The organism is Pseudomonas sp. XWY-1 (assembly GCF_002953115.1).
GTDB classification, from domain to species: domain Bacteria; phylum Pseudomonadota; class Gammaproteobacteria; order Pseudomonadales; family Pseudomonadaceae; genus Aquipseudomonas; species Aquipseudomonas alloputida.
In genome coordinates this window covers 372,309-394,537 of the sequence record NZ_CP026333.1, presented here as the reverse complement: position 1 = coordinate 394,537, position 22,229 = coordinate 372,309, and the positions used below count along the sequence as shown (strand labels likewise).

The following is a 22,229-nucleotide window of genomic DNA, read 5'->3' as shown; positions in this document are numbered from 1 at the left end:
CAATAATTGCTAAAGCTCGAAACCCCCGTACTCGCGGGGGTTTTGCGTTGTGGCGGGTAGCTCAGTGTATGGGAGCCCTTTTACACCAAGGTGCAGTTCAGTTGAGGCAGCCAGTGGTACACGAAAAAGCCCGACGGATAGTCGGGCTTTCATTTTTGCGCTGAGGTTAGCTTTTGCCCCTTCTAGTCGTCGGCGGTATGGTCTCATCCTCACCCTTGTCTTCCAGGGTGACAACGGTGTTATCCAGGGTCATCACTCGCGTAACTGGGGCTGGCTTCTCTCCTCCTCTGAACGGCGACTCGTAAGCATCCGCAGCACCCATCATGCCTTCGCCGTATGGGCTACCTGGCCCATTATCTGAGCCGGACAGTTGTGGCTCACCTGCTGAGAGCCCTGAGCTAGCATGCGATTGGGTACCAGCGATCATCAAACCAGCGCCCGATGCTGTCATCATTTCGCCCGCTTGAAGGTCCGCGTGCGACTCGGCAACGGCTGGTTGCGGACCCACATGGAGTTGACTGACGTTGAGTTCACTGGTGTGAGCTGAGGTGGACGCATGACCTATGGGCTCCATCAGGTTCTGATTAGCACCCGCTGTCATGAGCCCCTCACTTGGGGCTGCTCTAAGCTCACCAGCGTGGTCATCGATCGGCGCTAGTGCCTCCGTGCTAGTCAGGGCTGCGGCCGCTACTGGCTGGCTGGCCTGCACAGGTGCTGCGTCCAGGCGGATCGGTGCCTGTGCCTCGGCGGCGGTCAGGGCTGCGGCCGCTACTGGCTGGCTGGCCTGCACAGGTGCTGCGTCCTGGCGGATCGGCCCTAGTGCCTCCGTGCCGGTCAGGGCTGCGGCCGCCACGGGCTGGCTTGCCGACAAAGGTGCTGTGTCCTGGCGGAGCGGCGCTAGTGCCTCCGTGCCGGCCAGGGCTGCGGCCGCCACGGGCTGGCTTGCCGACAAAGGTGCTGTGTCCTGGCGGAGCGGCGCTAGTGCCTCCGTGCCGGCCAGGGCTGCGGCCGCTACTGGCTGGCTGGCCAGCACAGGTGCTGCGTCCTGGCGGATCGGCGCCTGTGCCTCTGCGGCGGTCAGGGCTGCGGCCGCTACTGGCTGGCTGGCCTGCGCTGGCGCAGCGTCCTGGCGGATCGGCCCTAGTGCCTCCGTGCCGGTCAGGGCTGCGGCCGCCACGGGCTGGCTTGCCGGCAAAGGTGCAGTGTCCTGGCGGAGCGGCGCTAGTGCCTCCGTGCCGGCCAGGGCTGCGGCCGCCACGGGCTGGCTGGCCTGCACAGGTGCTGCGTCCTGGCGGATCGGTGCCTGTGCCTCGGCGGCGGCTGGCGCTGCAGCTGCAACGGGCTGGCTGGGCTGCACAGGTGCTGCGTCCAGGCGGATCGGTGCCTGTGCCTCGGTGGCGGTCAGGGCTGCGGCCGCTACGGGCTGGCTGGCCTGCACAGGTGCTGCGTCCTGGCGGATCGGCCCTCGTGCCTCCGTGCCGGACATGGCTGCCGCCGCCACGGGCTGGCTGGCCTGCACAGGTGCTGCGTCCTGGCGGATCGGCCCTAGTGCCTCCGTGCCGGTCAGGGCTGCGGCCGCCACGGGCTGGCTGGCCTGCACAGGTGCTGCGTCCAGGCGGATCGGTGCCTGTGCTTCGGCGCCGGTCAGGGGTGCAGCTGTTACAGGCTGGCTGGCTTGCACAGGTGCTGCGTCCTGGCGAATCGGTCCCTGTGCCTCTGCGCCGGTCAGGGTTGCAGCTGCTACGGGCTGGCTGGCCTGCACAGGTGCTGTGTCCTGGCGAATCGGTGCCTGTGCCTCGGCACCGGAAAGGACTGCGGCCGCCACAGGCTGGCTAGCCTGCACAGGTGCTGCGTCCTCGCGGATCGGTGCATGTGCCTGGGCGCCGGTCAGGGCTGCGGCTGCCACAGGCTGGCTAGCCTGTACAGGTGCAGCGTCCTGGCGGGTCGACGCATGTGACCCGCCCCCGGTCAGCGCCGTGGGCTGGCTGGCCTGCACAGATGCAGCGTCCTGGCGGATCGGTAACTGTGCTTCAGCGGCGGCTGGCGCTGCCGGTGCAACGGGCTGGCTGGCCTGCACAGGTGTAGCTTCTTGGCGGATCTGTGGGTTGCCCACTCGCCCGGCGAGCCCTGCCGCTGCTGCAGGCTGACTGCTCTGTGCATGGGGGGCGTCCTGTCGAATTGGAGCTGGTGCAGGGGCAGGCGCAGGCGCTTCAGCGTTTGCGTTCATCGGTGTGACCAGTGGCTGGCCATGGGCTGCAGCTTGCGTATTTTCGCCGGGGGCGGCCATCAAATTGCCTGCGTGTCCGCCCAGAGGGGCAAGAGCGTCGGCGGGCTCCGGCATAGGAGTTACAAGCGGCTGACCACTCTGTGCTGTAGCGCCATCACTCTGGAGCATCGAGCGCACACTTGAGCCTGGCTCAAAGCGCCCAGGCTTGCCGTTGGCGGCCGCATCAGCATTGTGGTTGTCCGCCATGTGATCGGAAGCGATCATCATCCCTGGGACGACCGAAACGTTACCAGCGAGCTTGGTGGCGGCTGCAGCCTCGCGACCGGCAGTCTTCGCAGTCGCCGAAGCGGCTTTCGCAGTTTCAGCAGCTTCTGCTACATGTTGGGCGTTCACTACCCGCGAAGCCTGGCCTTGGCCACGAAGCAGCGCAGGTACCTCGTGCCCAGCTGCATTGACCACACGTGCAGCCTGAGCAACTTCGGTACCGGCTTCAGCGGCTTTCAAGGCAGATTCAGCGCTGCGTGCTGCCAGAACTGCTCTTGTCGCTTGAGTCCCTTTAATAGCTGCTCCCCCCCATCCTGCGCCTGGCACAAACATAGTCGCCGCCGTAACGGCCATAGCGGTTTTTGGGTTTTCTTGCTCCCATTGCTGCTCGGCCTGGCCTACGCCGACCATAGTGTTCGTGATTGGCTTGGTCGAAAGCGTGTCGCGGATCTGCTCCGGGGAAAGCGTGGTGTCAGATTTTTCCAGCGCGGTTTTACCCCCTCGCATCTGTTCTTGCGCTTTGGCATGGCTGCTTGGCATTTGCGAAGATACATAGGTCTCGCGGTCCTCGTAGGAACGGTATGGGTCCATTCCCGATGCTACTTCCCTGAGCTCTTGTGGCTGGGGAGCACCGGTAGGGCCGACCTGGTTCGGATTGACCCCAGGAACACTGGCCGACGGGTTGCCGATGTTTGCACGAGAAACTTGACCGGCTGGGTTGTCACTGACCTGGGCTGCTCGACCTCCTATGCCTTGGAACTTGCCCGCATCATTTTCCCTCGGACCACCCACAACATTCCCAGTCATCGCAGAGATGACGTTTGCGAACTCTGTGTCCGCTCCAATCGACTTCAGCGCCCACAGCTGTGCAGACTCACGAGCACCAACCATTCCAGTAGATTGCTGGGCATAGCGGGTCTCTAGCTCGGGGAATTTCTTGTTGAATTCACTGCGCTGAGAATCACTGAGACCGGCGATTGCCTGATTAAGGGCCTGCATACCTTGCTGTGATCGGGTGAGATTCCCCCCGGTGGTTTCCTCGCTGATCTTCGCGTTCGCGGAAACGCCTGCTTCCGCTGAGGTAGCTTGCTGGAAGCGATTGAACGACGATTGAGTGTCTGCGGTTGTTGCACTCAGACGTCGCCCCAGGGCGTTTTCGGTTGCGGCTTCTCTGCCAGTGCTATGAGAGAAGGTATCAGCAACCGACGCCTTCCACCCAGACATGTCACTTTCATTTTTGGAGATCTCCGAACCAAACTGGGATGCAATGGTTGAAGCTTGAGACTTGGTCATGTCCTTACCAGTGGCGTTCTGGATGCCGGCTGAAACACCGCCGAAGATACCGCTGAAACCAACCTTCGCGTCGAACGCCTCTTTGAACGAATTCATCTCCTTCCCAGTGAACCCCAAGGCCTGACCAATGCTATCCCCCAACTTCATCGCTTGCTGGGAAATATTACTATGCTGTCGGTCAAGCGATTGCATGCGCTGATCTGTCCAGCTATCACCGGATTTGTACGAGGACATTTGGCGGAGGGATGCCTCAACAGCTGAGGCGCTCTCGCTGCGTTTCGAATGGTCAGAACCGAACGCACTCTGGGTCGAAGTGCTGAGCGTGTTTTTCAGGTCCGCCGTGTTCCAGTTGGCTCCATTAAGTGACAAGCCGTTATTGACACTGCCGGAATGTTCGGACTGGTACTGATTACGGCTTGCAACATCGACATGGGCGCCATTTTTTACAAGATCAGGAGACTGAAGTTTTTCGTCGTTGTGGTCGCGCCCCGACCAGCGGCTGGCAAGGCTGACCATGCCGTAAGCAGTTAGGCCAAGCATTGCTGCAGAAATGAGGGGTGTTGCGGCCAACATGTCCGAAGCGATACCAAGCCTAGTCGCCAGGACATCATAGTAGACTGCCTTCAAATTGCTCGGTACTAGGCCCTTCTCTGTGAACTCAGTGAGTTTTTCTGCGACATCGTTTTGGATGTACATCTGAATTACGGCGGAAAATGGCAGCCAGGAGGTGGTCCAGATACCGAATCCTAGAAACTTTACATACATCATCAGCGATCCAGCCCCTTTGAACAGGCTGTAGATAATGACGATGGGCGCGAAGCCGAAGAAGAGAATCTGAAGGAATACCATGGTCGGAGTCATGATTCTGGCGAAGAAACTACCAGAAGATGCAGCGTCAGACCGGAATTGCTCATCTTGCTGAGTCAGCGACGTCATACATAGGTTGAAGCTGTTCTGATCAGAAACGCTATCAAGGCAGTTGTAAGTTCCAACAACAGAGTTATAGAAAAGGGCATTGACCATGAAGTCATCAGCGCTTTGAGCTGCAGACCAAAGCGAAGGCACCAAATTCGTAATTGCGGCACTTACATCGTCAGGCGTGTACGCACTGCCCGAAGGGCTTTTAACCTTCATGCCGGCGTTGATCATTTGCTTCGCTGCAGCCGAAGACGGGAACGCATCAACCTTGAGAGCTAGCTTTGTTTGTGCTTCCTGACATGAAAGTGCGGAACCAGCAATATTGACGTTATCCCAATAGGTTGTCATACCCGTGCTGCGGGAATGGCCCAACACGTAGGAAACAATGTTGGTTGACTTTTGGAAGTCCGCAATACTGAACGTCGTGGATCCTGGTACACAGTCAATAATATATTGTTTCAGACTGGCTACTAGATACGGGTCTACATTTTCCACGCCCTTACGAAGAGTAAGTAGTAGTTTCAATGGAGTCACAAAGCCATTCTGAGTAACGGCCATGTAACTGCCCGAAGTGCTTTGGTAGGCTGTGTTGATTTTTTCAAACAGACCGTACATTGTTGTAGTAAACAAGCTGGCTGGGGCGGCAATCACCAATGGAACGTTATCAACCTTGTTGACCTTGCCTGTGTAGATGTCCTCGATTTTGACATCTGCCTTAATAGTGCAACACGCAACCATCATGGCGAAGCCAAACAGCCCTCCCACGGGTCCATTAGCAGGGATGAACTGTTCCGAAGCGCCTTTCTGGATTACGAACATTATTCCTGATATCAACGCAATGAAACCTCCTACAAGGTACACGCCCGTCATGAAACCCTTGGCGTTGAATATCATAGCTACGCTATTAAGCGTATTGTAGAATGTTGAAACATCACCAAGTACAAATACAGTGAAGTCCATAATATATTCCTAAAGCCCCGGCTTAACAAAGATTGCTGGGTTGCTGTTTAAGATCATTTTGATCCATTGTTCGGTAGCCACAATCCTTGGTTGGAAGTTCGCGTCTTCCGCCCGAATTGCTGCGAGCTCTTGGGTGAGCTTATTGATATTCGCGTCCACAAAGTCAGGTTTGATACCCTTAACTCCATTGAAGGTCTGATTGGCAGCGTACAAAGCGGCTTCACCATATTTCAGGGCCAGTTCGTTAGCGATGATTGGCGCCATTTGCTCAGCAACTGACTGAATTGCCCCAGGGAACTGCTGAACCTTCCTAATCAACGCTAGTGCCGGGGTTTTAACAGAATTGATGAACTGCTTCTGTGCTGCAGTAAAGTCGCATGAGTTTCCGGTGCAGTTTGTAAGCTTGCCTACAATTGAAGTGCTAGCTGTACCAGTTGTTGCGCCTTGTGCGTAGCCGAATAACATTTTATTGGTGTAGCCCAAGGTCCCATCAAAGCTCAAAGTCTTATTAGGGTTGATGCTAGTGCATTTATTGCGGTCGTACCCGTTGTTGCAATGCAGGATCTTAAGTGGTGTGCTGTTAGAGCTTGAGCCGTTTTTGAAGTTCGTCAATGTCAAGGTTGGGCTGTAAATCTGTCCAACCTTCGGTTTTTCAGAACCGTCAGAGTTCTTTGAGGAGCTGTCAGGAGAGGTCATTACCACCGCTCCAATCATGCTCATCACTACTTCGTTTGCGAGGTTGCTATCAGCTTCCCCTGTGTCGGGGTTACCCAAGTATTGGCCAGATGAGGTATCTGTCAGTGCTTTCCAAACAGGGTTACCGCATTCCTCGCAGCTTCCGTCATTTGTGGCCTTGTCAGAGCTGCTGTTCGGTGAGCTGAATATATCCGTCCAACCAGCGAACAGATCAGAGAAAGAACCTGTTGCTGCCGAGGCCGCTGTCGATGCTTGGTCAACCATTTCTTTTCGAGCTGAAGGATCTGTGAACGATTTGACAATGGAGTTCGCCACAGCGCACGTGTTCTTCATCATCTGGTTCAGGGCTTGCAGCTTGTTCTGGAAGTCCTGCATTAGCTTGCCCAGCGCTGGGTTGATAGCATCAATGGCGGCTTTGAATGCAACGCCAACAGCGTTCGCTGCGATTTGGCGGAACAATGCAACCAGGGCGTCTGCGTTGATGAACGAGAATGATCCCGCGAACATATCAATCCCGCCGCAACCGGCCGAGAATCGGGGCGGGTCGAAAGCGACCAGGTTAATGTTTCGCACAGGGCTTCGAAGGGCTGCGCCTCCGCCAACCATGCCACCGCGGCTTTGGCTAGTAAAGGCGCCCGCGCTGGTGCTGTTAGACATGAACATGCCGTCAAGCGCGTCAGCAAGTCCAGCTGACGCAGGTACAGAAACCATGGTAAGTGTTGCCACTATCAATAAAGAAATCAGCTGCTTCATTTTATTCCGCATTATTGCTCCCCCCCTCGTAGCGGCCTTCCAATTTGTCCTTCAGATATTTAACCCACTGCTTTGGATCGTCACTTGCGCCCATTTGAGTGTCTTCGTTGGTCAAGACGCCTCGATCATAGGTGTTGATTTTCTGGGCAATGTCTTTCGGCAATAGGTTGTTGCTGTCTGCTGCAATGATGATTCGTTCTGCGAGCTGGTCCTGAGCCATCATTCCTTGCGACACGATGTAGTAGTTGTTCGGTGGAACAACGAGAACCGTAGTTGGCGTGATGCGCAGGTTCAAGATGCTCGCTTGGCCGGTGTTTTTCTCGAATTCAGTTACATTGGGTAGCGGCTTGCCATCCATGGAAATGAATTTCGTCACAAATCCATACTCCTTGGCCAGTTTCTGAACAGTGTTAACCTGTGGCCTACAGAATTCGCACTTCGAATCGAAGAAAACCCACAAGCCGCCCACTGTCGCGACATGTTTCAATGCCTGGGATACACCGGCCTGGGCATTCCGCAGGAAGAACGGTTTCGTGTAAGTCGCGATAGGGACTCGGTTGTTCTCGTCCAGGAATGGATCGGCGGCCACAACACGGGTTGTCATCTCTGCATAGCGCTGGGACTTGTCCATGGCCACGCGCTGCGCGTAGAGGTAAGCTTCAACGTTCTCCTTGCTTGGGTCGTCGATCGCTGCGTCCAACAACTTCGGCATGTTTTCGCGAAGCCACGAAACAGAGAATGGCTGGATCTCCGGCTCTTCTGAGGCAGGCTTTCCGGTGGAAGCTTGGGGCTCTTGACGGATCAAAGGCGGAGGCGGTGGATTCTCTTTTGGATCTTTGTAGAAGAACCAGCCTTCTGCTTTGCGCTCGATGAACCTCGGAGATCCACTGTCGGTATCTGCTGAGACAGCACCGGGCAAGGCGGCGATCGACAGCAGAGGAAATACCAATACACTTTGCACTAAACCATAACGCGTACGCATACGATATAGATGTCTAAATGGAGATTTCATCAAATGATGGGCCCTACCTTGCCAATTATTAGCTTGGAATCAAGGAAGCCCCAGTAGCGACCGTCATAGCTTCTTGGCTCAGTCCCAATAACCAGAATCTTGCCGGCCGGGACTGTCATGACTCGGTCGAAATCGCCGGGCTTCTTGCCCAGCTTTTCGATAAGGTCCAGCTCACCGATCAGTCGATCGCCGATGTATGCGACGTTGTTCTTCACGACCAGCTTGTCACCCGGGAGGCCTGCGACCATCTTTCCAACGGTCTTCCCTTCGAAGTGCTCGCCCATGAGGCCCCCTTTCGGCACGAACGCGACGAAATCACCCCGTTTGAGGTCAGCAGGCTGGCCATAAGTGATTATGTACAGGCGCCAGGGCAGGCAACGGACTGACGCAAGATCAACACCGATGCGGTAGTCCTGGCGAAACGTCGTAACAGCCGCAATTGCAACGATGAACGCAGCGGCGATACCTATGAGCGAGTTTCGAAGAAATCGAAGCCGTGCTTTGTCTGTCCGAAGGGTTTTGAGCGGGGACACCAGTCGAGACGCCAGTGCTTTAAAGTTCATGCGATCACTCCAGCTCAAGGCCAAGGTGCTGTGCAACCTGGTCGGTAACGTTCAGCCCCGCGGGTGCGTTTAGGGCTACCGATGAGTTGATAACCAGCACCCCTGAATCTGTGTACCCCTTCAGTACATTTTGAAGGTCTGTCACGAATGCAAGGCCGTCGGCTTGCGCTTGCTCAGGGCTTAAGCCGGCCTTATCGAGGGTACGCTTCATCTGCGCATTGGCGAGCTTGGTGCCATCAACCAGCACTACCTGTGCTCCCGAACTGAGGTTCTGCCCGGCGAAGTGATAAGCCATGAAGCTTGTGAAGCCGGATACAGCGAGAGCCACGAAGGCGCATGTCAGAAAGGAAACCCCTGCAGGTGCTTGCTGGGCTTTGTCACCCTGTGCTGCCTTAGTCCTTACCTGGTCATCATCAGGGCGGATTTGCTCCCCAGGCTGTTGTTGTTGGCTATTCGCTGTATCAGTCATCGTGGCGTTCCCTAATAGCGGTGGAAAAAGGTAGCGCTCAATGCGCAGTTATTGTTACAAGCATAACACGTAGCACTACGGCCACAGTATCAGTTTGCGGCAATAAAAAGCCCGGCGCATGGCCGGGCTGAGCATTGCAATGGTGGGTGATGGTGCAGGTGCTGACTGCTTGCTAGCCTGATTACGCCGCAGAGCTCTGGCGGGCCATGTAATTGTTCACTGCCTCTACCGCATCGACCCCACGGTCAAGATCATCAAGAATCTCGTTGCGGGCTGCCCCTTTCGAGGAGAACGTCACGTTGTGGAACTCATCCACAACAAGGCGCACGATGCCCCAATCGGTTTCGCTACGCTTGACCATGATCTCGCTGTACTTGCCGGGCATGGTGTGTACCGTCTTCAGCATGTGGGCCCCGTAAGGTTCGATCTTGAACTGCTTGCTGTCGATGGCCGAGTCGATCGATTCGGACTTCTGCTGCAGGATGAACTGCCAGGCCGAGTTCGCGGCGATTGCCTCGGTGTTTTTCGACGCATAGACGTCGCCAATAGCCTGCGTTACTACCAGCACCGCACCATCTTCTTTCCGCGCTTTGCGGTAAGCAGCAACCATGGCCTTGGCCATCATTGGATCGTCGAGCATCTCCCAGGCCTCATCGACGATGAGGATTTTCTTCCGGCCTCGCTCACCCAGCTGAGCCTTGTACATGTCGTGGTTGATGCGCGAGATCAACTGCAGGAGGACCACCTGCTGAAGAGCTGGGCGCCCCTTCAGATCGCTCAGCTCCATGCAGATGAACGCGTTGCTCATGTCCAGGTTGTTCTCACCATCGAACCATTTGGTGTACTGACCACCGGCAAACGGGAACAGCTGGCGGCCCAAGCGCCGGCACTCTTCGTCATCCGATTGATTGATGAACCAGTCTGCAACAGCGGTGATATTTGCGGCGTTGCCGAACTTCTCCCAGGTACTGGTAATGGCCTGCTCGACACGGGACAGCTGGTAATCGTTAAGCGTGTCCTCCGGTGCGGCCATTTTGGCGATGGTGGCTTTGAGAATGTCCATTTCCTCGTGCAAGTCTTCAACATGCGTGAACGGGTTCAGGCACACATCCGACTCAGACTTGAACTCGATGAATTCGCCACCAACCATCTTGCACAGCTTCAGGTAACTCCGGCCGGCGTCGATCACCCACAATTTTGCGCCTGCTGCGAGGTAGTCGGCGGCGATTTTCTGTGTGAAGAACGACTTACCAGCGCCGGCCTCAGCAAAAATGATCCCGCTATAGTTGGTACTCGACTCGTACAGATCAACCAAAGCCGGCTGGCCACGGCGCGTGAGCAGCAGCATTGCCCCACCCATGCCGCTACCAGTCCATTCGCCGAGTATCGGTAGGAACTGACAGGCATGTCGCACTGCCATCGTATGGAAGCGATAGAGGTTCTTGACGCCTTCTTTGGACGTATTGAGTGGCAGCAGGTTGTTCCAGAGAGCTTCAAGGATGCGCCTGTCCTCCCGGAGCTCGAAAGCCAGAGACGTGTAGTAAGCCTGCAGGCCTGCGGACAGCTTGTTCAGGCGCTGCTTGTCACGCGAGAACAGGAAAATCGTAAAGTTCACCTCAACGATGATCGCACCCTTGCCGTCGATCTCATGAACCAGGGTGTCGATGCCCTTTTTCTTGTAGCTGAGGATGGGAATCAGGTGAGCTGTGGGCCCAAAGACCTGGTGGTTGATGATCGAGGACGTTTGCTTGACTTCGTCCTTCTTCACCACCTGGTCCGGGTAGTGGATGGTCAGCACCATGTAGTACGGGTCGGTGATCTGGTTCGAAAGCCCGTTCGGGTCCCCGATCATGTGGTTCATAATTGCGAGGCTGGTTTTCTGAGGGAAATGTTTGACACTCAGCGCTTTCGCATAGTGGGCGCCGTCATTGAAATTGATGGTCGACGGGTCATCGTAGTTGATGGAGTCGCCAGGGTAGTAGACCTGGTCCTTGATCAGTTGATCTTCATCGTAGTGCGACCGAGGAGCATCCCACAGCTTCGTGAGGATTCGCATGAGCACCAGGTAGCCAACTGCATCGAGCTGGAACAGATTTAGCGACGCTGCTTTGAGAGCTTCCGTGACCCGGTCGGCTGATTCTTTCGTCGCCGCGATGTCTGCGTCATCGGGACTATCGTTGCGGCAAGGGAACTTCACGGTCACGATGACGCGCTGACGATTTAGCATTACACCACTCCGCTGAACCAGCGGGTTATCAACGCCACCGTTAATCAGATTGGCGTGCTGGCGTGAGAGAGCCTTAAGAATTGGGTTAAGCGCTGGCTTGCTGTTCAAATAGGCATCGATGTATTCGCCGACATCGGGGCTTTCAAGCATGGCGATCTGAATGTAGGTGCCGGCCGCGAAGCTCATGCTCAGGGCGGACTGAAGCTTGTCGACGGTCGAGGAGCTGGCGCCTGTCAGGGCGTCAGATACAAAACATGCCCCGAGGTAATGTTCATTCCCGTCGGAGCAAAAGAATACTTTTGAGTCGGGGTCGATAGCCCTGACATTGAGTTTTTGTTGAGGGGTTGATGTTCTATCCCCTTTGAGCGTCGCTTTCGAAGCTGCCATTTCACTGTTCGCCATATGTGGTGGTTGAGTAGGCTTGGAAGGCCTGGAGGGCAACCCGCAGGCAGAGCCAGTTGAAAAGGCGCACTAGCGACCTAGTGCGCCTTGAGAGGCGTTACAGCGTTGCGGTGAAGATGTTGGTCAGTACGCCTGGGCCAACGCTTGCAGAGAGCGCTACGGCTACGCCGGTCACAACGGCCATGACCGATTGCTTGACCACGCCGATTGCCAGGCCGGTACCGAGGGCACCCAGGGCAAAGACCTTACCGAGGGAGCCGGTCATCCAACCGTCGAGGCTGGTGACGATCTCGGTGAAGGTGGAGTCGGAGCCCGCGGTCACGTCGACGGCGACAGCCAGACCGACCACAGCCATGCTCACCAGGGCACGTTTGTCGATTTTCTTGAATGGAGCAGCGGCTACTGCGTTGGTTTCGATTTGTGCGATTTGTGCGGTCATTGTGTAGCTCCCAGTGTTATCAGTTCAGATTGATGTCAGTTGTGGATGGGATTGCGGACGATGTAACTTGCGGTCCGTAATTGGTTGGTTCTGCAGCAACGTTTTCCGATTTAGGGGCGGCAACGTTAACTGGCGGTACAGCGGTTAACTCAAGGTGAGGAACAACCATGCCTTGTCCTGAGTACTCGGTTTTACCGAACGACCAAGTGCGTGGCTGAATCTCGGTGAAGAGGTAGGACGGAAAGTGCAAATCGTCCTTGCTGTCGATCCACGGAGCTATCCAGATGCGCATGACCTGGGCTGGAACTCGAACTGGTCGAGCAAGATCTGCAACAGCTGGCCCTGGCACACCATTGGATACCTTGAGGTTATGCTCAGAGCCGGCAGTCTTTCCCATATCGTCACCGTACTTTACGTTCGGTGCCTTCTGACCAATTGGCATATCGCTGTCGGTCAGCGCCGGGCTCTGTTCTGTGGACTTGTAAACAGCCATTGGCGACTTACAAATGATGCCTTGCGGCATGCCTGGGCATGAGAATTCGTCTTCGCCGGCGGTATTCAACCAGGACGAACAACCACTCAGAAGAGCAATAGGCAACAGCGCTGCGACTAATGCAGTACGTTTCATATGATTACCTTTCATCATTTCAGTTCGATCCCTTTCACCAGCATGATCGTAACTTTGCGGCCGGCGTCGATCTCAACTACCGGAGTCATTTCACGAGCCATCTCCATATAGAATTTGGCAATTTCATTCGCGGAAGTAGAGAAACCTTTGGCAACACCAGTTTGCAGAATGGTCGATGTGTCAGCGCTTTGGGTTTGAGTGGTGCTGCTGTCACCCAGGCTCAACTGCGGGATTGTTTGTGGAGTCATGCCCTGTGCGAGGCCCGAGAGACCGCCGGCAACCAAAGTTTTGGCAATCATTTGGCCCTGCTTGGACACGAGGCGACCACGCATACCGACCCGCCCGTCCTCGCCAACGATGTAACCTTCCATCTTCCCTTCGATGATCTTTCCGTCTTTGCGTACGCAAGAGAAAGATTCCGTCCGGAGCATGGCGCGTTCGCTGGAGAGAACACCGTAGCCAGATGCGAGCGCAAAGCATTCTTTGACATCGACGCTGTACTTGTTTGGCAGTACGGCGTCAGACTTGATTCGCATGGTCGTCGGCACAGGGTTTTTCTGCGTTGTAGAGCTGGTAGGCGCGTCCATACCGTTCAGCAACACACCCTCGAAGAACGAACCGGCTGGCATCGCCGGGGTTGGCTTCTCTGCCTGCTTCGGGGCCTCATTCCGGGCAGTTTGGGTACCGCCAGTGACCCGCAGGGTTGCTGCCTTCGGCTTCGGCTCTTGCAGGGCCTCACCAGTGCCAGCGGCGCTTTCATAGCCTGGCAACGCAGCATTCAAAGCTGGTGCGGTACCGCCCTTACTAAGCTCCAGTTTCTCCATCCGATCACCCAAGCGCTTCAGCTCGCGAAGCGTGTCCTGGGTGACAGGGTCTGGCCGTTGCCCCCGCAGCCGTTCTTCTTCGAGTGCGCGCAGTCGATCATCTTTGCGATCTTGCTCCAACTGCTTGAGCGCTTGGCCGATCTCTTTAAAGCGTTTGTCCTGTAAAGCCAATTTAGCCATGATCTGCTCAGGAGTATTATTATCTCCACGAGGCAAGAGCAGCTTGGTGTCGGAAGTGCCTTCGTTCTTCGTATTGTTCTTAGGCTTGTCATTGCCAACAATTACAGAACCGACAATCATCAAAAAGCCTAAAAGGCCAATAATTGCAATTGTAGATCGAACGCTTGGGCTAAGATCTTGCCACTTATCTTTCAGCTGGTCTTTGATAGCCATGCTTAATTCCCCGTTGCCGACTTATCAGAGACGATGAACACATCAGTGGTCATGCCGGCACGTAGGGTGGCTGTCGGGAAGAAAGACACAGCGCGGACGCCATCGCTGTAGAACGTTCCTTCATCAAGATCGACGTCGGTTTTGGACGTTCCTTGCAGGCTGTAACGATAAATATCGTACTCTGGGCCGGAATAGCGAACTTTTGGATAGGCAATTACGTTGCCGATGTTCGCGGCCGACGCCGGCAACAGACCTTCACTGAAGCCTTCAGGGGTTTTGCCGAGAGCTGCTTCTCGCAACACGTAACGAATAGTATCGGTGTAGTTGTTGCTGTCGGGCGCATGGGACGCATGACCACCAGTTTCTGCCATTGGCTTGTCCAACTGCAGCGTAATGGTCTGCTGTGGAAGCTCCTTCGGAATCAGGGTCAACGATATAACCGGGTCATTGGGATTAGATCCCGTCACGTAGAGTGCGACAGGCTTATCCTTAGTTTTCATCGTCGCATAAAGCGATTGGCCAATCTGGCTGATATCTAAGTCATCAGGTTGTTGGTCAACCGACTTAGGTGAAGCGAATGGAGTGGAAATCCGGTTCGGCAAAATGTTCGAAACGTAAATAACTTCGTTCCGGTCCGAGCTCACGCGAACTACCTGGGTGCGCGAATCAGATTCGGCACCAGGCATAACGCCCAAGCCAGGCAGAGGCTGCGCTTCGACAGGTTTGACTCTTTTTGCTGCCGTAGGAACAGGCGGCAGTTTTACTTCCGCCATCCCATCAGCCCATGAGATGGATGCATGGATGGTGGCCAGCACGACTAGAGCAATGGCTGAGCGTTTCACTGAAGCGCCTCCTTGGTTGGTTCAGCAGGCTTAGGCGGGTGAGACTGAAGCCACTTGAGTGTTTTGGGGGTGCTGCCTGGGTAGTGGTCCATGCCCGTGATCCACGGGCGACCTGCGCGCATCTCGATCACGTACTCGACCACCTGGTAGTCCTGTTTGGGTTTGCCGGTTGCGCTACGTGACTCCATCGAACCGAGAATGAAAACTTTCTTCGATTGCTTCTCGTAGCTGATGTCAGTTGCGTTCCAGGAGACCGAACCGGCGTTTGTTGCGAACACGGGATCGTTGGCCAGCACGAACATCTTTTTGCGGACGTCTGCGTAAATCTTTGGATCTACGAAGGCGCTCACAGAATCGGCGATGAAGTTCACGTTTTTGGGCGTGACGTTGCCCATGAGTGTCGAGGCGTAGAGGCCAAAGGACTTGATGTAGTCGTCGTCCGCGTTGTTCCAGCCCACCTTCACCGCTTTGTCCAGGTTCGGCGGGACCAAGCGTGTTGTTTCGTGCTGTCCCATTTGGTTGAAAGCGAGCAGCAGGAGCGATACCGAAAGGCATGCGATCGATAAGGTCTGGAAGTTTCTGAGACTTTTCAGCCCTTCCATCGTGTTCTGCATTTTTTTGATCTTCATTGCGGCCTCTATGCGCTACCGAATACATAACGCGTACAAATAAAGTCTTTCGAAAGCTTTAGTAGAAGTAGTCGCGCTTCGAAGAGTCGTCGTAGTGCTTGTTCAGCCCCATGACGCCTGCCTCGTAGCAGAGGTGGTGCAGAACGCCGTCCAGTGCACCGCTCTTGAAACGCTTAAACCGCTTCACTGCATACCAGCCGCCGGCGAGGGAAGCGATGGTTGCCCAGCCCCCCAGTGCGATACCTGCGCCCAGGCAGCCAATGAAGATCGCAGCCTCATCGATTTCCCAGAAAAGCAATTGCGTCTGACTGTCAACGTAGCGCGGGATATCGATCTCCTTCACAGAGGTTTCCCCGCAGCTTTAACGATGTCGACCTCGACCCGACGGTTCATCGAGCTATCGGAGCTAGATACAGGGTCACGCTTGCCCCGGCCGTAGACCTTAATGTTTTTCTTCTTGACGCCATGCCGGATCAAGTAGCGCGCAGCTTCGATGGCGCGGTTCTCGGACAGGCGCTGGTTGTAAATCGCCTCGCCCACTTCGTCCGCATAACCGATCAGGGTGATGGTGCTGCCGACGCGAAGAGCGTCAGCGATGACGTTGGTCAGCGGCCACCAGCCCGTAGGCATGGTCTTGTCGAAGTCAAAATAGAGGGTCGTCCGCGTGTGACGGGCCTCCTCGGCGATCTTTGCATCTTCTGCATCGAGCAGAGCCTCTTCTGCCGGCATCAGGGCGCGAGGCCTGGCTGGCTCAGTCACCGTCCAAACCGGAGATTCGGCTTTCTGCTGGGTATCGCGAATGGATTCAACAAGCGCGTGCCCTGCGTGCGCAGGCTCAATCGCAACGCCGTAGCTGTCTGGAACCACTACCTGTCGCACATCAACGGCACCCGCGGTGCTTGCTGAGAGCGCAAGCGTCGCAAGCAGAAAGGCTCTGTTCAAGGCGTTCATAGAATACTCGTTGGTTTGGAATGCGAAATAACACGTAGAGATAATACAGAAAGTTGGCTTTTTGTTGCAACCGTCCTCTTGTGGCGCCTAAAATATAGCGACGTGTTACGTATTGCAAACCCTTTTAGAGCTTTCGCGATCCAGCCATCCCACCTTATCAGCACCTGTGCTTCATACCCCTGCATTAGGTATTCCCTCTTTGCAGAGTCGTAGGAGTCAAAAATGCAAACCAGAACAGACGCAGCAACCCACCAAAGCTCGGCCAACGGCGAATCGCTGTGGGCCAGCCAGGGCCAGGCCGCGGCTTCTATCGGCCTGGAGGTGTGGAACAAGGTTGAGAAAACCAATCCTGATGAGACCAAGTCCTTCAACAAGGGTGGCTTCCAGGGGACCGCTATCGCGCCGATGTATCAGGTCAAGCGTGCTACTGAGGTTTTCGGGCCTTTTGGCCTTGGCTGGGGTGTCGAGCTGATCAGTGAAGCGTACGTGGACGGCAAGCCGTTCGTGGTGGAAGGCCAGGTAGTTGGTAAAGAAGTCATTCACAAGGTGTACGTCGAGTTGTGGTACCTGCAACAGGGGTTCCGCGGTTCAGTAAAGCAATTTGGCGCTACCACCTACATCACACGAGATGCCTACGGATACATCATTAGTGATGAGGATCACGCCAAGAAAAGTCTCACAGATGCGACCTCGAAATGCCTTTCGTTGCTCGGCTTCAGTGCTGATGTCTTCACGGGCAAATTCGATGATACGAAATATGTCGAGGGCCTCCGTGAGGAAGCTCAGCATGGTCAGGTGAGCGAATCAGCTGGAGGCACGACAAATGCAAGCGGGACGGCTCAATCAGAAGCCCAACAGCAATCATCAACGCAGCCGCCAGAGAAATCTCGGTATCAGAAGTACAAGGATCAGCTGGATCAGATTGCTCAAACCGGGCAGGCCGTAAAGGACGTACCAGGCGTTCGGACCACCATTGAGCAGGACACGCTCCTGTCGCAGATGGAAATCCAAACGCTGTTGCAATCGCCGCTGCTGCGCTTACCCGCGGCAGAGAAAGACAATGCGCAGGCCTCCGGGTCTGGCGTGTTCCTCTAACCCCCACAACCCGGGCGCCTCATGGTGCTCGGGTTTTTTTGTGCGTAGCTAAAGGCTCACCTCCATGAGTATGGATCAGATACTTCGCTCGAAAATTGGTGGCTTTAAAGACACCCTGGCACTGAGTTCGGTCGGTGCTGGTGGACTTCTGACATCGCCTTTCTTCAGCTCTGTGCCGGCCACCCTCCCCCTCGCCATGGGCGCTGTGGGTGCGGCGTACGTGGGCAATCGTGTCTTTGATTTCTGGAAGAACCAGCTCCTCCTTGAGTCGAAGATCAATATCCGCTCGGCTACCGATCTGGCGCACGGGGATGGCTTGCTGCTTGGCTTCACCACCGACACGGGCCAGCCTGTCCGTGTCCCTGATGAAGATTTCATGCGTCATGGGTTTATCCTGGGTCAGTCTGGAGTCGGTAAAACCGTCCTAGGTAAGCTGATGATGTTCCAGCAGATCCAGCGTGGCGGCGGCCTCACGTTCATAGACGGAAAGATGAATGCGGACGACATTCAAACGATCTACCAGTACTGCGTCTGGGCAGGCCGCGAGCAGGACCTGCTGATTCTGAATCCGGGCAACCCATCGCTCAGCAACTCCTACAACCCCATCCTCCGGGGTGACCCTGATGAGATCGCCGCCCGCATCCTGTCCATCATTCCGTCTACCGAGAATAACCCTGGCGCCGACCACTACAAACAGTCGGCGAACCAAGGCATCACCACCCTCGTAGCGGCAATGCAAGCAGCTGGCCTCGCTTACAACTTCATCGACTTCACGATCCTGTTGATGAACCACAAAGCGATCGAGGAGCTGGAGACACTGCTCAAGAAGACTCAGCCTCACAACCCGGCCACAAAAAACTTCTCCCTGTTCCTTGAGCAGTACAAGATCGGCGGAAAGCCGGGCATGGAGAACGTGGTCGACATCAAGCGGATGAAGGAAACGTTCGGCGGCCTTGCCGGCCGGATGTACTTGTTCGGCACGGGTAAATTCGGTGATGTGATGAACACCTACGCCCCGGAAATCGACCTATTCGAAGCGATCCGGGCGAAGAAGATCATCTACGTCGCTCTCCCGACGATGGGTAAAAACGAAGCCGCCTCCAACTTCGGCAAGATGTTCCTGGGCGACCTGCGTACGGCTATCTCGTGGATCCAGGCGCTGCCTGAAGAGGACCGGCCTAACCCCCCGCACTTCAACTTCATGGATGAGCTGGGCAGTTACGCCGTTCAGTCGCTTGCACGTCCCTTTGAACAGGGGCGCAGCGCACAGATGGCACTGTTCCCCGCTGCCCAGACCCTGGCCAACCTAGATGTGGTTTCCCCTGACTTCAAAGAGATGGTCATCGGTAACACCTGGACCAAGATCTTTTTCAAGATCGGGACCCAGGCCACGGCCGTTGAGTGTGCAGACCTCATCGGCATGAAAATCGGTATCACGAAGTCATTGAGCGGCACGCAGAACGAAAGCAGTAGCACCCCCCTCCTCAACGTGGCGCCAGAGGGCGGCACCGGTGCTGCCGCCGGCATATCGGTCGGCGAGCGTGAGCAGGAGGAATACAAGGTTTCGCCGGATGACCTCAAAGCGCTCGGCAAGGGTGAATGCATTATCCAGTACGGAGGAGACCAGATCTTCAACGTCCGGGTGCCGATGATCAGCATCGACAGAAAGCTGCAGAAAGAAATCGGCCCCATTCGAATCAACCATTTCCGCAGGCCGTCCGTTAAGGGCGCGGACTTCTTCAAGAACAGTGACAAATACCTCGGTGGCAGCGGGCTGCCCACGGGTGGGCGGAAGATAAAACAGGAGCAGCTGAGAGATGAATAACCTAGAACCCAAGGGCGATCCTGGTGTGCTCGGGCATACCCTTGTCCTCGATGAGAATACCGTGGGTCAGGGGCAACTGATCAGGGAGGTGGTTCAGCGACGAATTGCTGCCGGCGCTGCGGTCTTCGTGGTTGGTGCATCGATCGATGAAACACTTTTGGGAACGATGATCGGCGCCAGCACTGCCGTTGGCCGGGGAGCTGACTTGCTCATCGTTAATCCTGGTAGTCCCGCGTTGAGCCATACCTACAACCCGGTGTTGCACACTGCCCCTACCAAGGTCGCTAGCCATGTCTTGAATTTCCTCGCGGATCAGGATGCGACGGCAGCTCACGATTCAACCTCAACCGCTGCACTTGTTCGAGCGATTGTGTCCTCGTTGCAGCTCGCAGGCCTGCCCTACTCGTACCTTGATCTGGGCATGTTCGTGATGAAGCCTGACGCTATCTCAGCGCTGGTGGAACACATGGCCACTGCACACCCCCGCTCAGTGCAGCTGGGAGCCCTGCAGCAGGCCTGCAATGCTTTTCAGGGTGATGATGGTGACATCTGTGCGGACAAGCTTAAAGGACGCTTCTCGGGCCTTGCTGGGAGCATGTGCATGCTTGGCGCCGGTAGAGCGGGTGAAGTGTTCAACAGCTACCAGCCTGACGTCGTGCTTCACGAGGCGCTGGTTACACGGAAGATCGTGTATCTCGCAATTCCTTACATCGGCCGTGGCCAGGCTGCGTCCAATCTACGCCGCATCGTGATCTCGAACTTGGCGGATGCTGTCCTACGGTCGATCGGTGAGCCTGGTGCACCCACTGCGCTGGCTGTGTTCACCGATCCAGGTGGTTGCAATGACCCGAGCATCGAGCAGCTGCTCTCGCCGGAGACTGAGCAGGTGTTGAGCGTATGGGTTGCAGCTGGTTCGCTCGACGATCTTGGGCGTGAGTCTCTGGATCTGCGCGAGGCCTGCCTGAGTCGAGCTCGCAACCTGGTTCTGTTCAAACCCCAATCCGAATCGGCAGCGCAGGTCTATTCCCAACTGCTGCCTACGGAGCCTGAGCAAGCCCAGGGCACAGGGGATGTGATGCAAAGACTCTTGTCGATGAGCACCACCGACTACGCGATTGTTTCCGGGGAGCACCAGGTGACTTGGGCGAGTTTGGCCGCCCCGGGCGAAGTGAGAGTCGCCACTGCGGCCGACATCAGGCGGCCGGCCAGGCGCCAACATGCACGGATGGCCGGCGCAGACCAATTCACGCAGACAGTTCCGGTTTAAGGGTGGTGCCAATGAACGAATTCACTGATATGCCCCTGGGCAACGAGGAAGAAAACGATGTCTTCGGATCTGAGCTTCTATCTGACGATTCTGGCGGTCTTTCTGATCCTGGCGATGTTCGTAACTGGCTTGAGAGCTTTGATAGCGCCAATCTTTTCGAAGGTCTTGACGCCTTCGATCTTGATAACGCTGCAGACGATGCTCAAGTGGATTTTCTGGGGACTGACGAAACTGTGGTCGAGTCATATCCTTTTGCTGAAGAACTTGGGCTCGCCGCACTCAATAATCTATCGAACCTTGGAGCGCAAAGACGAAAACTGAAGAAGGATGAGCTGCGCCGGCTTGATGAAGAGGACTTTGAGGACGGAGTTACGCGTCTCGCGTTTCGCATCATCAAGGCCAACGTCGAGGCTTTGTTCTCGAAGAAGCTTCCGACCGATGTGTACGTGACTGCGGCGCAGTGGGTGTTCGGTCCCACCCTTGGCGACTGGGCATTTGATAAGTGCTGTGAGGTGCTGGGAGCTCGCAAGGACGTCATTCGTCTGAGGATCCACTACGAGTTCTGGCGTCGCTGGTACGTGTTCCCTGTGGAGTTCCCTTTCATGATCGACCCAGTGCCAGAGGCTGTTGCGGATGAGATCTTTATCCTGGCCGGTGATGAAGGGTACGATCTTGCCCGGGTAGCATGGGGGCAGCCTGGCATTCGATCGGCTGACCTGCTGGCACTCGCATCCGGTGGCAATGTCACAGAGGCCTACCGTTCGGCTCTGGAGCGTCTGTGTGATCGATACATGCTGAGTCAGCAAAATGATTGCTGGTACCTCACCGGCCGTAACCCAGCACTGAGGGCCGTGGACTTGGCCCTGCTCCCTCACAAGCCCCTCGTCAACCAGATCTCCTGGTCCAGCATGTTCTAAGCATGCTTAGTGGCTGTCAGGCTCTCAATCGAGCGAGAGCCTGGTGCTACCCCCGCCACACCCTCAAATTCCCGTCGTCCACGTGAATGAAATTTCGGCCTGGATACACGCCCACGCCGCCGCCCTCAAGGTATAGGGCCAGTCGTCGAAGGTAGTCTACCGGGACGCCTGGCACTGTGAGGTCGCAGGCGCCACCTCTTAGGTGCGCAGAGTGCTTTTTGCCACCCACCTTCTTGTTGGTCGACTCTTCGCGATACCCTGAAAGCACGATGATGGGCTTCGTTATCCCGTGAATTTTGAACCAGCCTTGAATTCCAGCGACGATGTCCAGGAGCACAGGGCTCATCTGCACAGCTTTGCCTGTGTGAACATCGCGCATCAGCCGGCACACGGGGTCGTAGCCGGACCAATCGAGTCGACCGTTCTGGTAATAGACCTTGTCGACCTCTTCCCATTGCCCGGGTTTGATCTCACGCTTCAGCCAGAGGCGTCTGGGCTGATCCCAGAAGGTGCTGGCGCTTGAGAGCAGTGGCACTGACGAAGCAGCCAAGCCGAGGGCAAAGTGCAGGAATGATCGACGATCCAAGGGAGAGCTCCACTAACAGTGAAGCAGACTTTATCACTGCACGTATCGT

18 protein-coding genes are annotated in these 22,229 nt (G+C 56.0%); 4 read left to right on the top strand and 14 right to left on the bottom strand.

Annotated elements, in window-relative coordinates:
* Nucleotides 1-166: 166 nt before the first annotated feature.
* From PRJ_RS29745 to PRJ_RS29685, 13 genes are all read right to left on the bottom strand, one after another.
* Nucleotides 167-5,662 carry a conjugal transfer protein TraG N-terminal domain-containing protein gene (locus tag PRJ_RS29745; RefSeq protein ID WP_256597978.1) on the bottom strand — a complete coding sequence of 1,832 codons (5,496 nt, stop codon included), beginning with the start codon at nucleotides 5,660-5,662 and terminating at the stop codon, nucleotides 167-169.
* Nucleotides 5,663-5,671: 9 nt separating this feature from the next.
* Nucleotides 5,672-7,111 (bottom strand): conjugal transfer protein TraH, encoded by a 1,440-nt coding sequence (locus PRJ_RS29740; RefSeq protein ID WP_256597977.1) that lies wholly within the window; start codon nucleotides 7,109-7,111, stop codon nucleotides 5,672-5,674.
* A gap of 1 nt (nucleotide 7,112) precedes the next feature.
* On the bottom strand, nucleotides 7,113-8,093 hold the full coding sequence (gene traF, locus PRJ_RS29735) for a conjugal transfer protein TraF (RefSeq protein WP_104963124.1): 981 nt from the start codon (nucleotides 8,091-8,093) through the stop codon (nucleotides 7,113-7,115).
* A 29-nt stretch (nucleotides 8,094-8,122) separates the two neighbouring features.
* A complete protein-coding gene (locus tag PRJ_RS29730; protein ID WP_104963123.1) occupies nucleotides 8,123-8,686 on the bottom strand; it encodes a S26 family signal peptidase in 564 nt (187 codons plus the stop codon).
* Nucleotides 8,687-8,690: 4 nt separating this feature from the next.
* Complete coding sequence (locus tag PRJ_RS29725) at nucleotides 8,691-9,155, bottom strand: hypothetical protein (RefSeq protein ID WP_104963122.1); 465 nt, start codon at nucleotides 9,153-9,155, stop codon at nucleotides 8,691-8,693.
* Nucleotides 9,156-9,336: 181 nt separating this feature from the next.
* On the bottom strand, nucleotides 9,337-11,769 hold the full coding sequence (gene traC, locus PRJ_RS29720; protein ID WP_104963121.1) for a type IV secretion system protein TraC: 2,433 nt from the start codon (nucleotides 11,767-11,769) through the stop codon (nucleotides 9,337-9,339).
* Nucleotides 11,770-11,881: 112 nt separating this feature from the next.
* Nucleotides 11,882-12,223: a TraA family conjugative transfer protein gene (gene traA / locus PRJ_RS29715; RefSeq protein ID WP_104963120.1), complete on the bottom strand. Its 342-nt coding sequence runs from the start codon at nucleotides 12,221-12,223 to the stop codon at nucleotides 11,882-11,884.
* Between the two features lie 19 nt (nucleotides 12,224-12,242).
* The gene (gene traV, locus PRJ_RS29710; RefSeq protein ID WP_078481480.1) at nucleotides 12,243-12,851 is read right to left on the bottom strand and encodes a type IV conjugative transfer system lipoprotein TraV; all 609 of its coding nucleotides are present in this window, start codon (nucleotides 12,849-12,851) and stop codon (nucleotides 12,243-12,245) included.
* A 14-nt stretch (nucleotides 12,852-12,865) separates the two neighbouring features.
* Nucleotides 12,866-14,068: a TraB/VirB10 family protein gene (locus PRJ_RS29705; RefSeq protein ID WP_104963119.1), complete on the bottom strand. Its 1,203-nt coding sequence runs from the start codon at nucleotides 14,066-14,068 to the stop codon at nucleotides 12,866-12,868.
* A 2-nt stretch (nucleotides 14,069-14,070) separates the two neighbouring features.
* Nucleotides 14,071-14,910: a type-F conjugative transfer system secretin TraK gene (locus PRJ_RS29700; protein WP_104963118.1), complete on the bottom strand. Its 840-nt coding sequence runs from the start codon at nucleotides 14,908-14,910 to the stop codon at nucleotides 14,071-14,073.
* A complete protein-coding gene (locus PRJ_RS29695; protein ID WP_104963117.1) occupies nucleotides 14,907-15,539 on the bottom strand; it encodes a TraE/TraK family type IV conjugative transfer system protein in 633 nt (210 codons plus the stop codon). Before PRJ_RS29695 ends, PRJ_RS29700 begins: the two co-directional genes overlap by 4 nt.
* 58 nt (nucleotides 15,540-15,597) lie before the next feature.
* Nucleotides 15,598-15,882 carry a type IV conjugative transfer system protein TraL gene (gene traL / locus PRJ_RS29690; protein WP_020190089.1) on the bottom strand — a complete coding sequence of 95 codons (285 nt, stop codon included), beginning with the start codon at nucleotides 15,880-15,882 and terminating at the stop codon, nucleotides 15,598-15,600.
* Nucleotides 15,879-16,490: an OmpA family protein gene (locus PRJ_RS29685; RefSeq protein ID WP_104963116.1), complete on the bottom strand. Its 612-nt coding sequence runs from the start codon at nucleotides 16,488-16,490 to the stop codon at nucleotides 15,879-15,881. The genes traL and PRJ_RS29685 overlap by 4 nt, the downstream gene beginning before the upstream one ends.
* Nucleotides 16,491-16,712: 222 nt before the next feature.
* On the opposite strand from PRJ_RS29685, the gene PRJ_RS29680 reads away from it, so the two are divergent.
* From PRJ_RS29680 to PRJ_RS29665, 4 genes are all read left to right on the top strand, one after another.
* The gene (locus PRJ_RS29680) at nucleotides 16,713-17,585 is read left to right on the top strand and encodes a hypothetical protein (protein WP_104963115.1); all 873 of its coding nucleotides are present in this window, start codon (nucleotides 16,713-16,715) and stop codon (nucleotides 17,583-17,585) included.
* Between the two features lie 64 nt (nucleotides 17,586-17,649).
* A complete protein-coding gene (locus tag PRJ_RS29675) occupies nucleotides 17,650-19,410 on the top strand; it encodes a type IV secretory system conjugative DNA transfer family protein (protein WP_104963114.1) in 1,761 nt (586 codons plus the stop codon).
* Nucleotides 19,403-20,677, top strand: coding sequence for a hypothetical protein (locus tag PRJ_RS29670; protein WP_104963113.1), 1,275 nt, complete (start codon nucleotides 19,403-19,405; stop codon nucleotides 20,675-20,677). The genes PRJ_RS29675 and PRJ_RS29670 overlap by 8 nt, the downstream gene beginning before the upstream one ends.
* A gap of 11 nt (nucleotides 20,678-20,688) precedes the next feature.
* A complete protein-coding gene (locus tag PRJ_RS29665; RefSeq protein WP_104963112.1) occupies nucleotides 20,689-21,594 on the top strand; it encodes a hypothetical protein in 906 nt (301 codons plus the stop codon).
* A 46-nt stretch (nucleotides 21,595-21,640) separates the two neighbouring features.
* Here PRJ_RS29665 and PRJ_RS29660 read toward each other — a convergent pair whose 3' ends face one another.
* Entirely contained in the window at nucleotides 21,641-22,180 is a 540-nt protein-coding gene (locus PRJ_RS29660) for a DUF882 domain-containing protein (protein ID WP_104963111.1), read from the bottom strand.
* Nucleotides 22,181-22,229: the final 49 nt, after the last annotated feature.

Bases quoted from the DNA above. Each gene is read 5' to 3' on its own strand.
- PRJ_RS29745 (WP_256597978.1), bottom strand. From the start codon at position 5,662: ATGGACTTCACTGTATTTGTACTTGGTGATGTTTCAACATTCTACAAT.
- PRJ_RS29740 (WP_256597977.1), bottom strand. From the start codon at position 7,111: ATGAAGCAGCTGATTTCTTTATTGATAGTGGCAACACTTACCATGGTT.
- traF (WP_104963124.1), bottom strand. From the start codon at position 8,093: ATGCGTACGCGTTATGGTTTAGTGCAAAGTGTATTGGTATTTCCTCTG.
- PRJ_RS29730 (WP_104963123.1), bottom strand. From the start codon at position 8,686: ATGAACTTTAAAGCACTGGCGTCTCGACTGGTGTCCCCGCTCAAAACC.
- PRJ_RS29725 (WP_104963122.1), bottom strand. From the start codon at position 9,155: ATGACTGATACAGCGAATAGCCAACAACAACAGCCTGGGGAGCAAATC.
- traC (WP_104963121.1), bottom strand. From the start codon at position 11,769: ATGGCAGCTTCGAAAGCGACGCTCAAAGGGGATAGAACATCAACCCCT.
- traA (WP_104963120.1), bottom strand. From the start codon at position 12,223: ATGACCGCACAAATCGCACAAATCGAAACCAACGCAGTAGCCGCTGCT.
- traV (WP_078481480.1), bottom strand. From the start codon at position 12,851: ATGAAACGTACTGCATTAGTCGCAGCGCTGTTGCCTATTGCTCTTCTG.
- PRJ_RS29705 (WP_104963119.1), bottom strand. From the start codon at position 14,068: ATGGCTATCAAAGACCAGCTGAAAGATAAGTGGCAAGATCTTAGCCCA.
- PRJ_RS29695 (WP_104963117.1), bottom strand. From the start codon at position 15,539: ATGAAGATCAAAAAAATGCAGAACACGATGGAAGGGCTGAAAAGTCTC.
- PRJ_RS29685 (WP_104963116.1), bottom strand. From the start codon at position 16,490: ATGAACGCCTTGAACAGAGCCTTTCTGCTTGCGACGCTTGCGCTCTCA.
- PRJ_RS29680 (WP_104963115.1), top strand. From the start codon at position 16,713: ATGCAAACCAGAACAGACGCAGCAACCCACCAAAGCTCGGCCAACGGC.
- PRJ_RS29675 (WP_104963114.1), top strand. From the start codon at position 17,650: ATGAGTATGGATCAGATACTTCGCTCGAAAATTGGTGGCTTTAAAGAC.
- PRJ_RS29670 (WP_104963113.1), top strand. From the start codon at position 19,403: ATGAATAACCTAGAACCCAAGGGCGATCCTGGTGTGCTCGGGCATACC.
- PRJ_RS29665 (WP_104963112.1), top strand. From the start codon at position 20,689: ATGAACGAATTCACTGATATGCCCCTGGGCAACGAGGAAGAAAACGAT.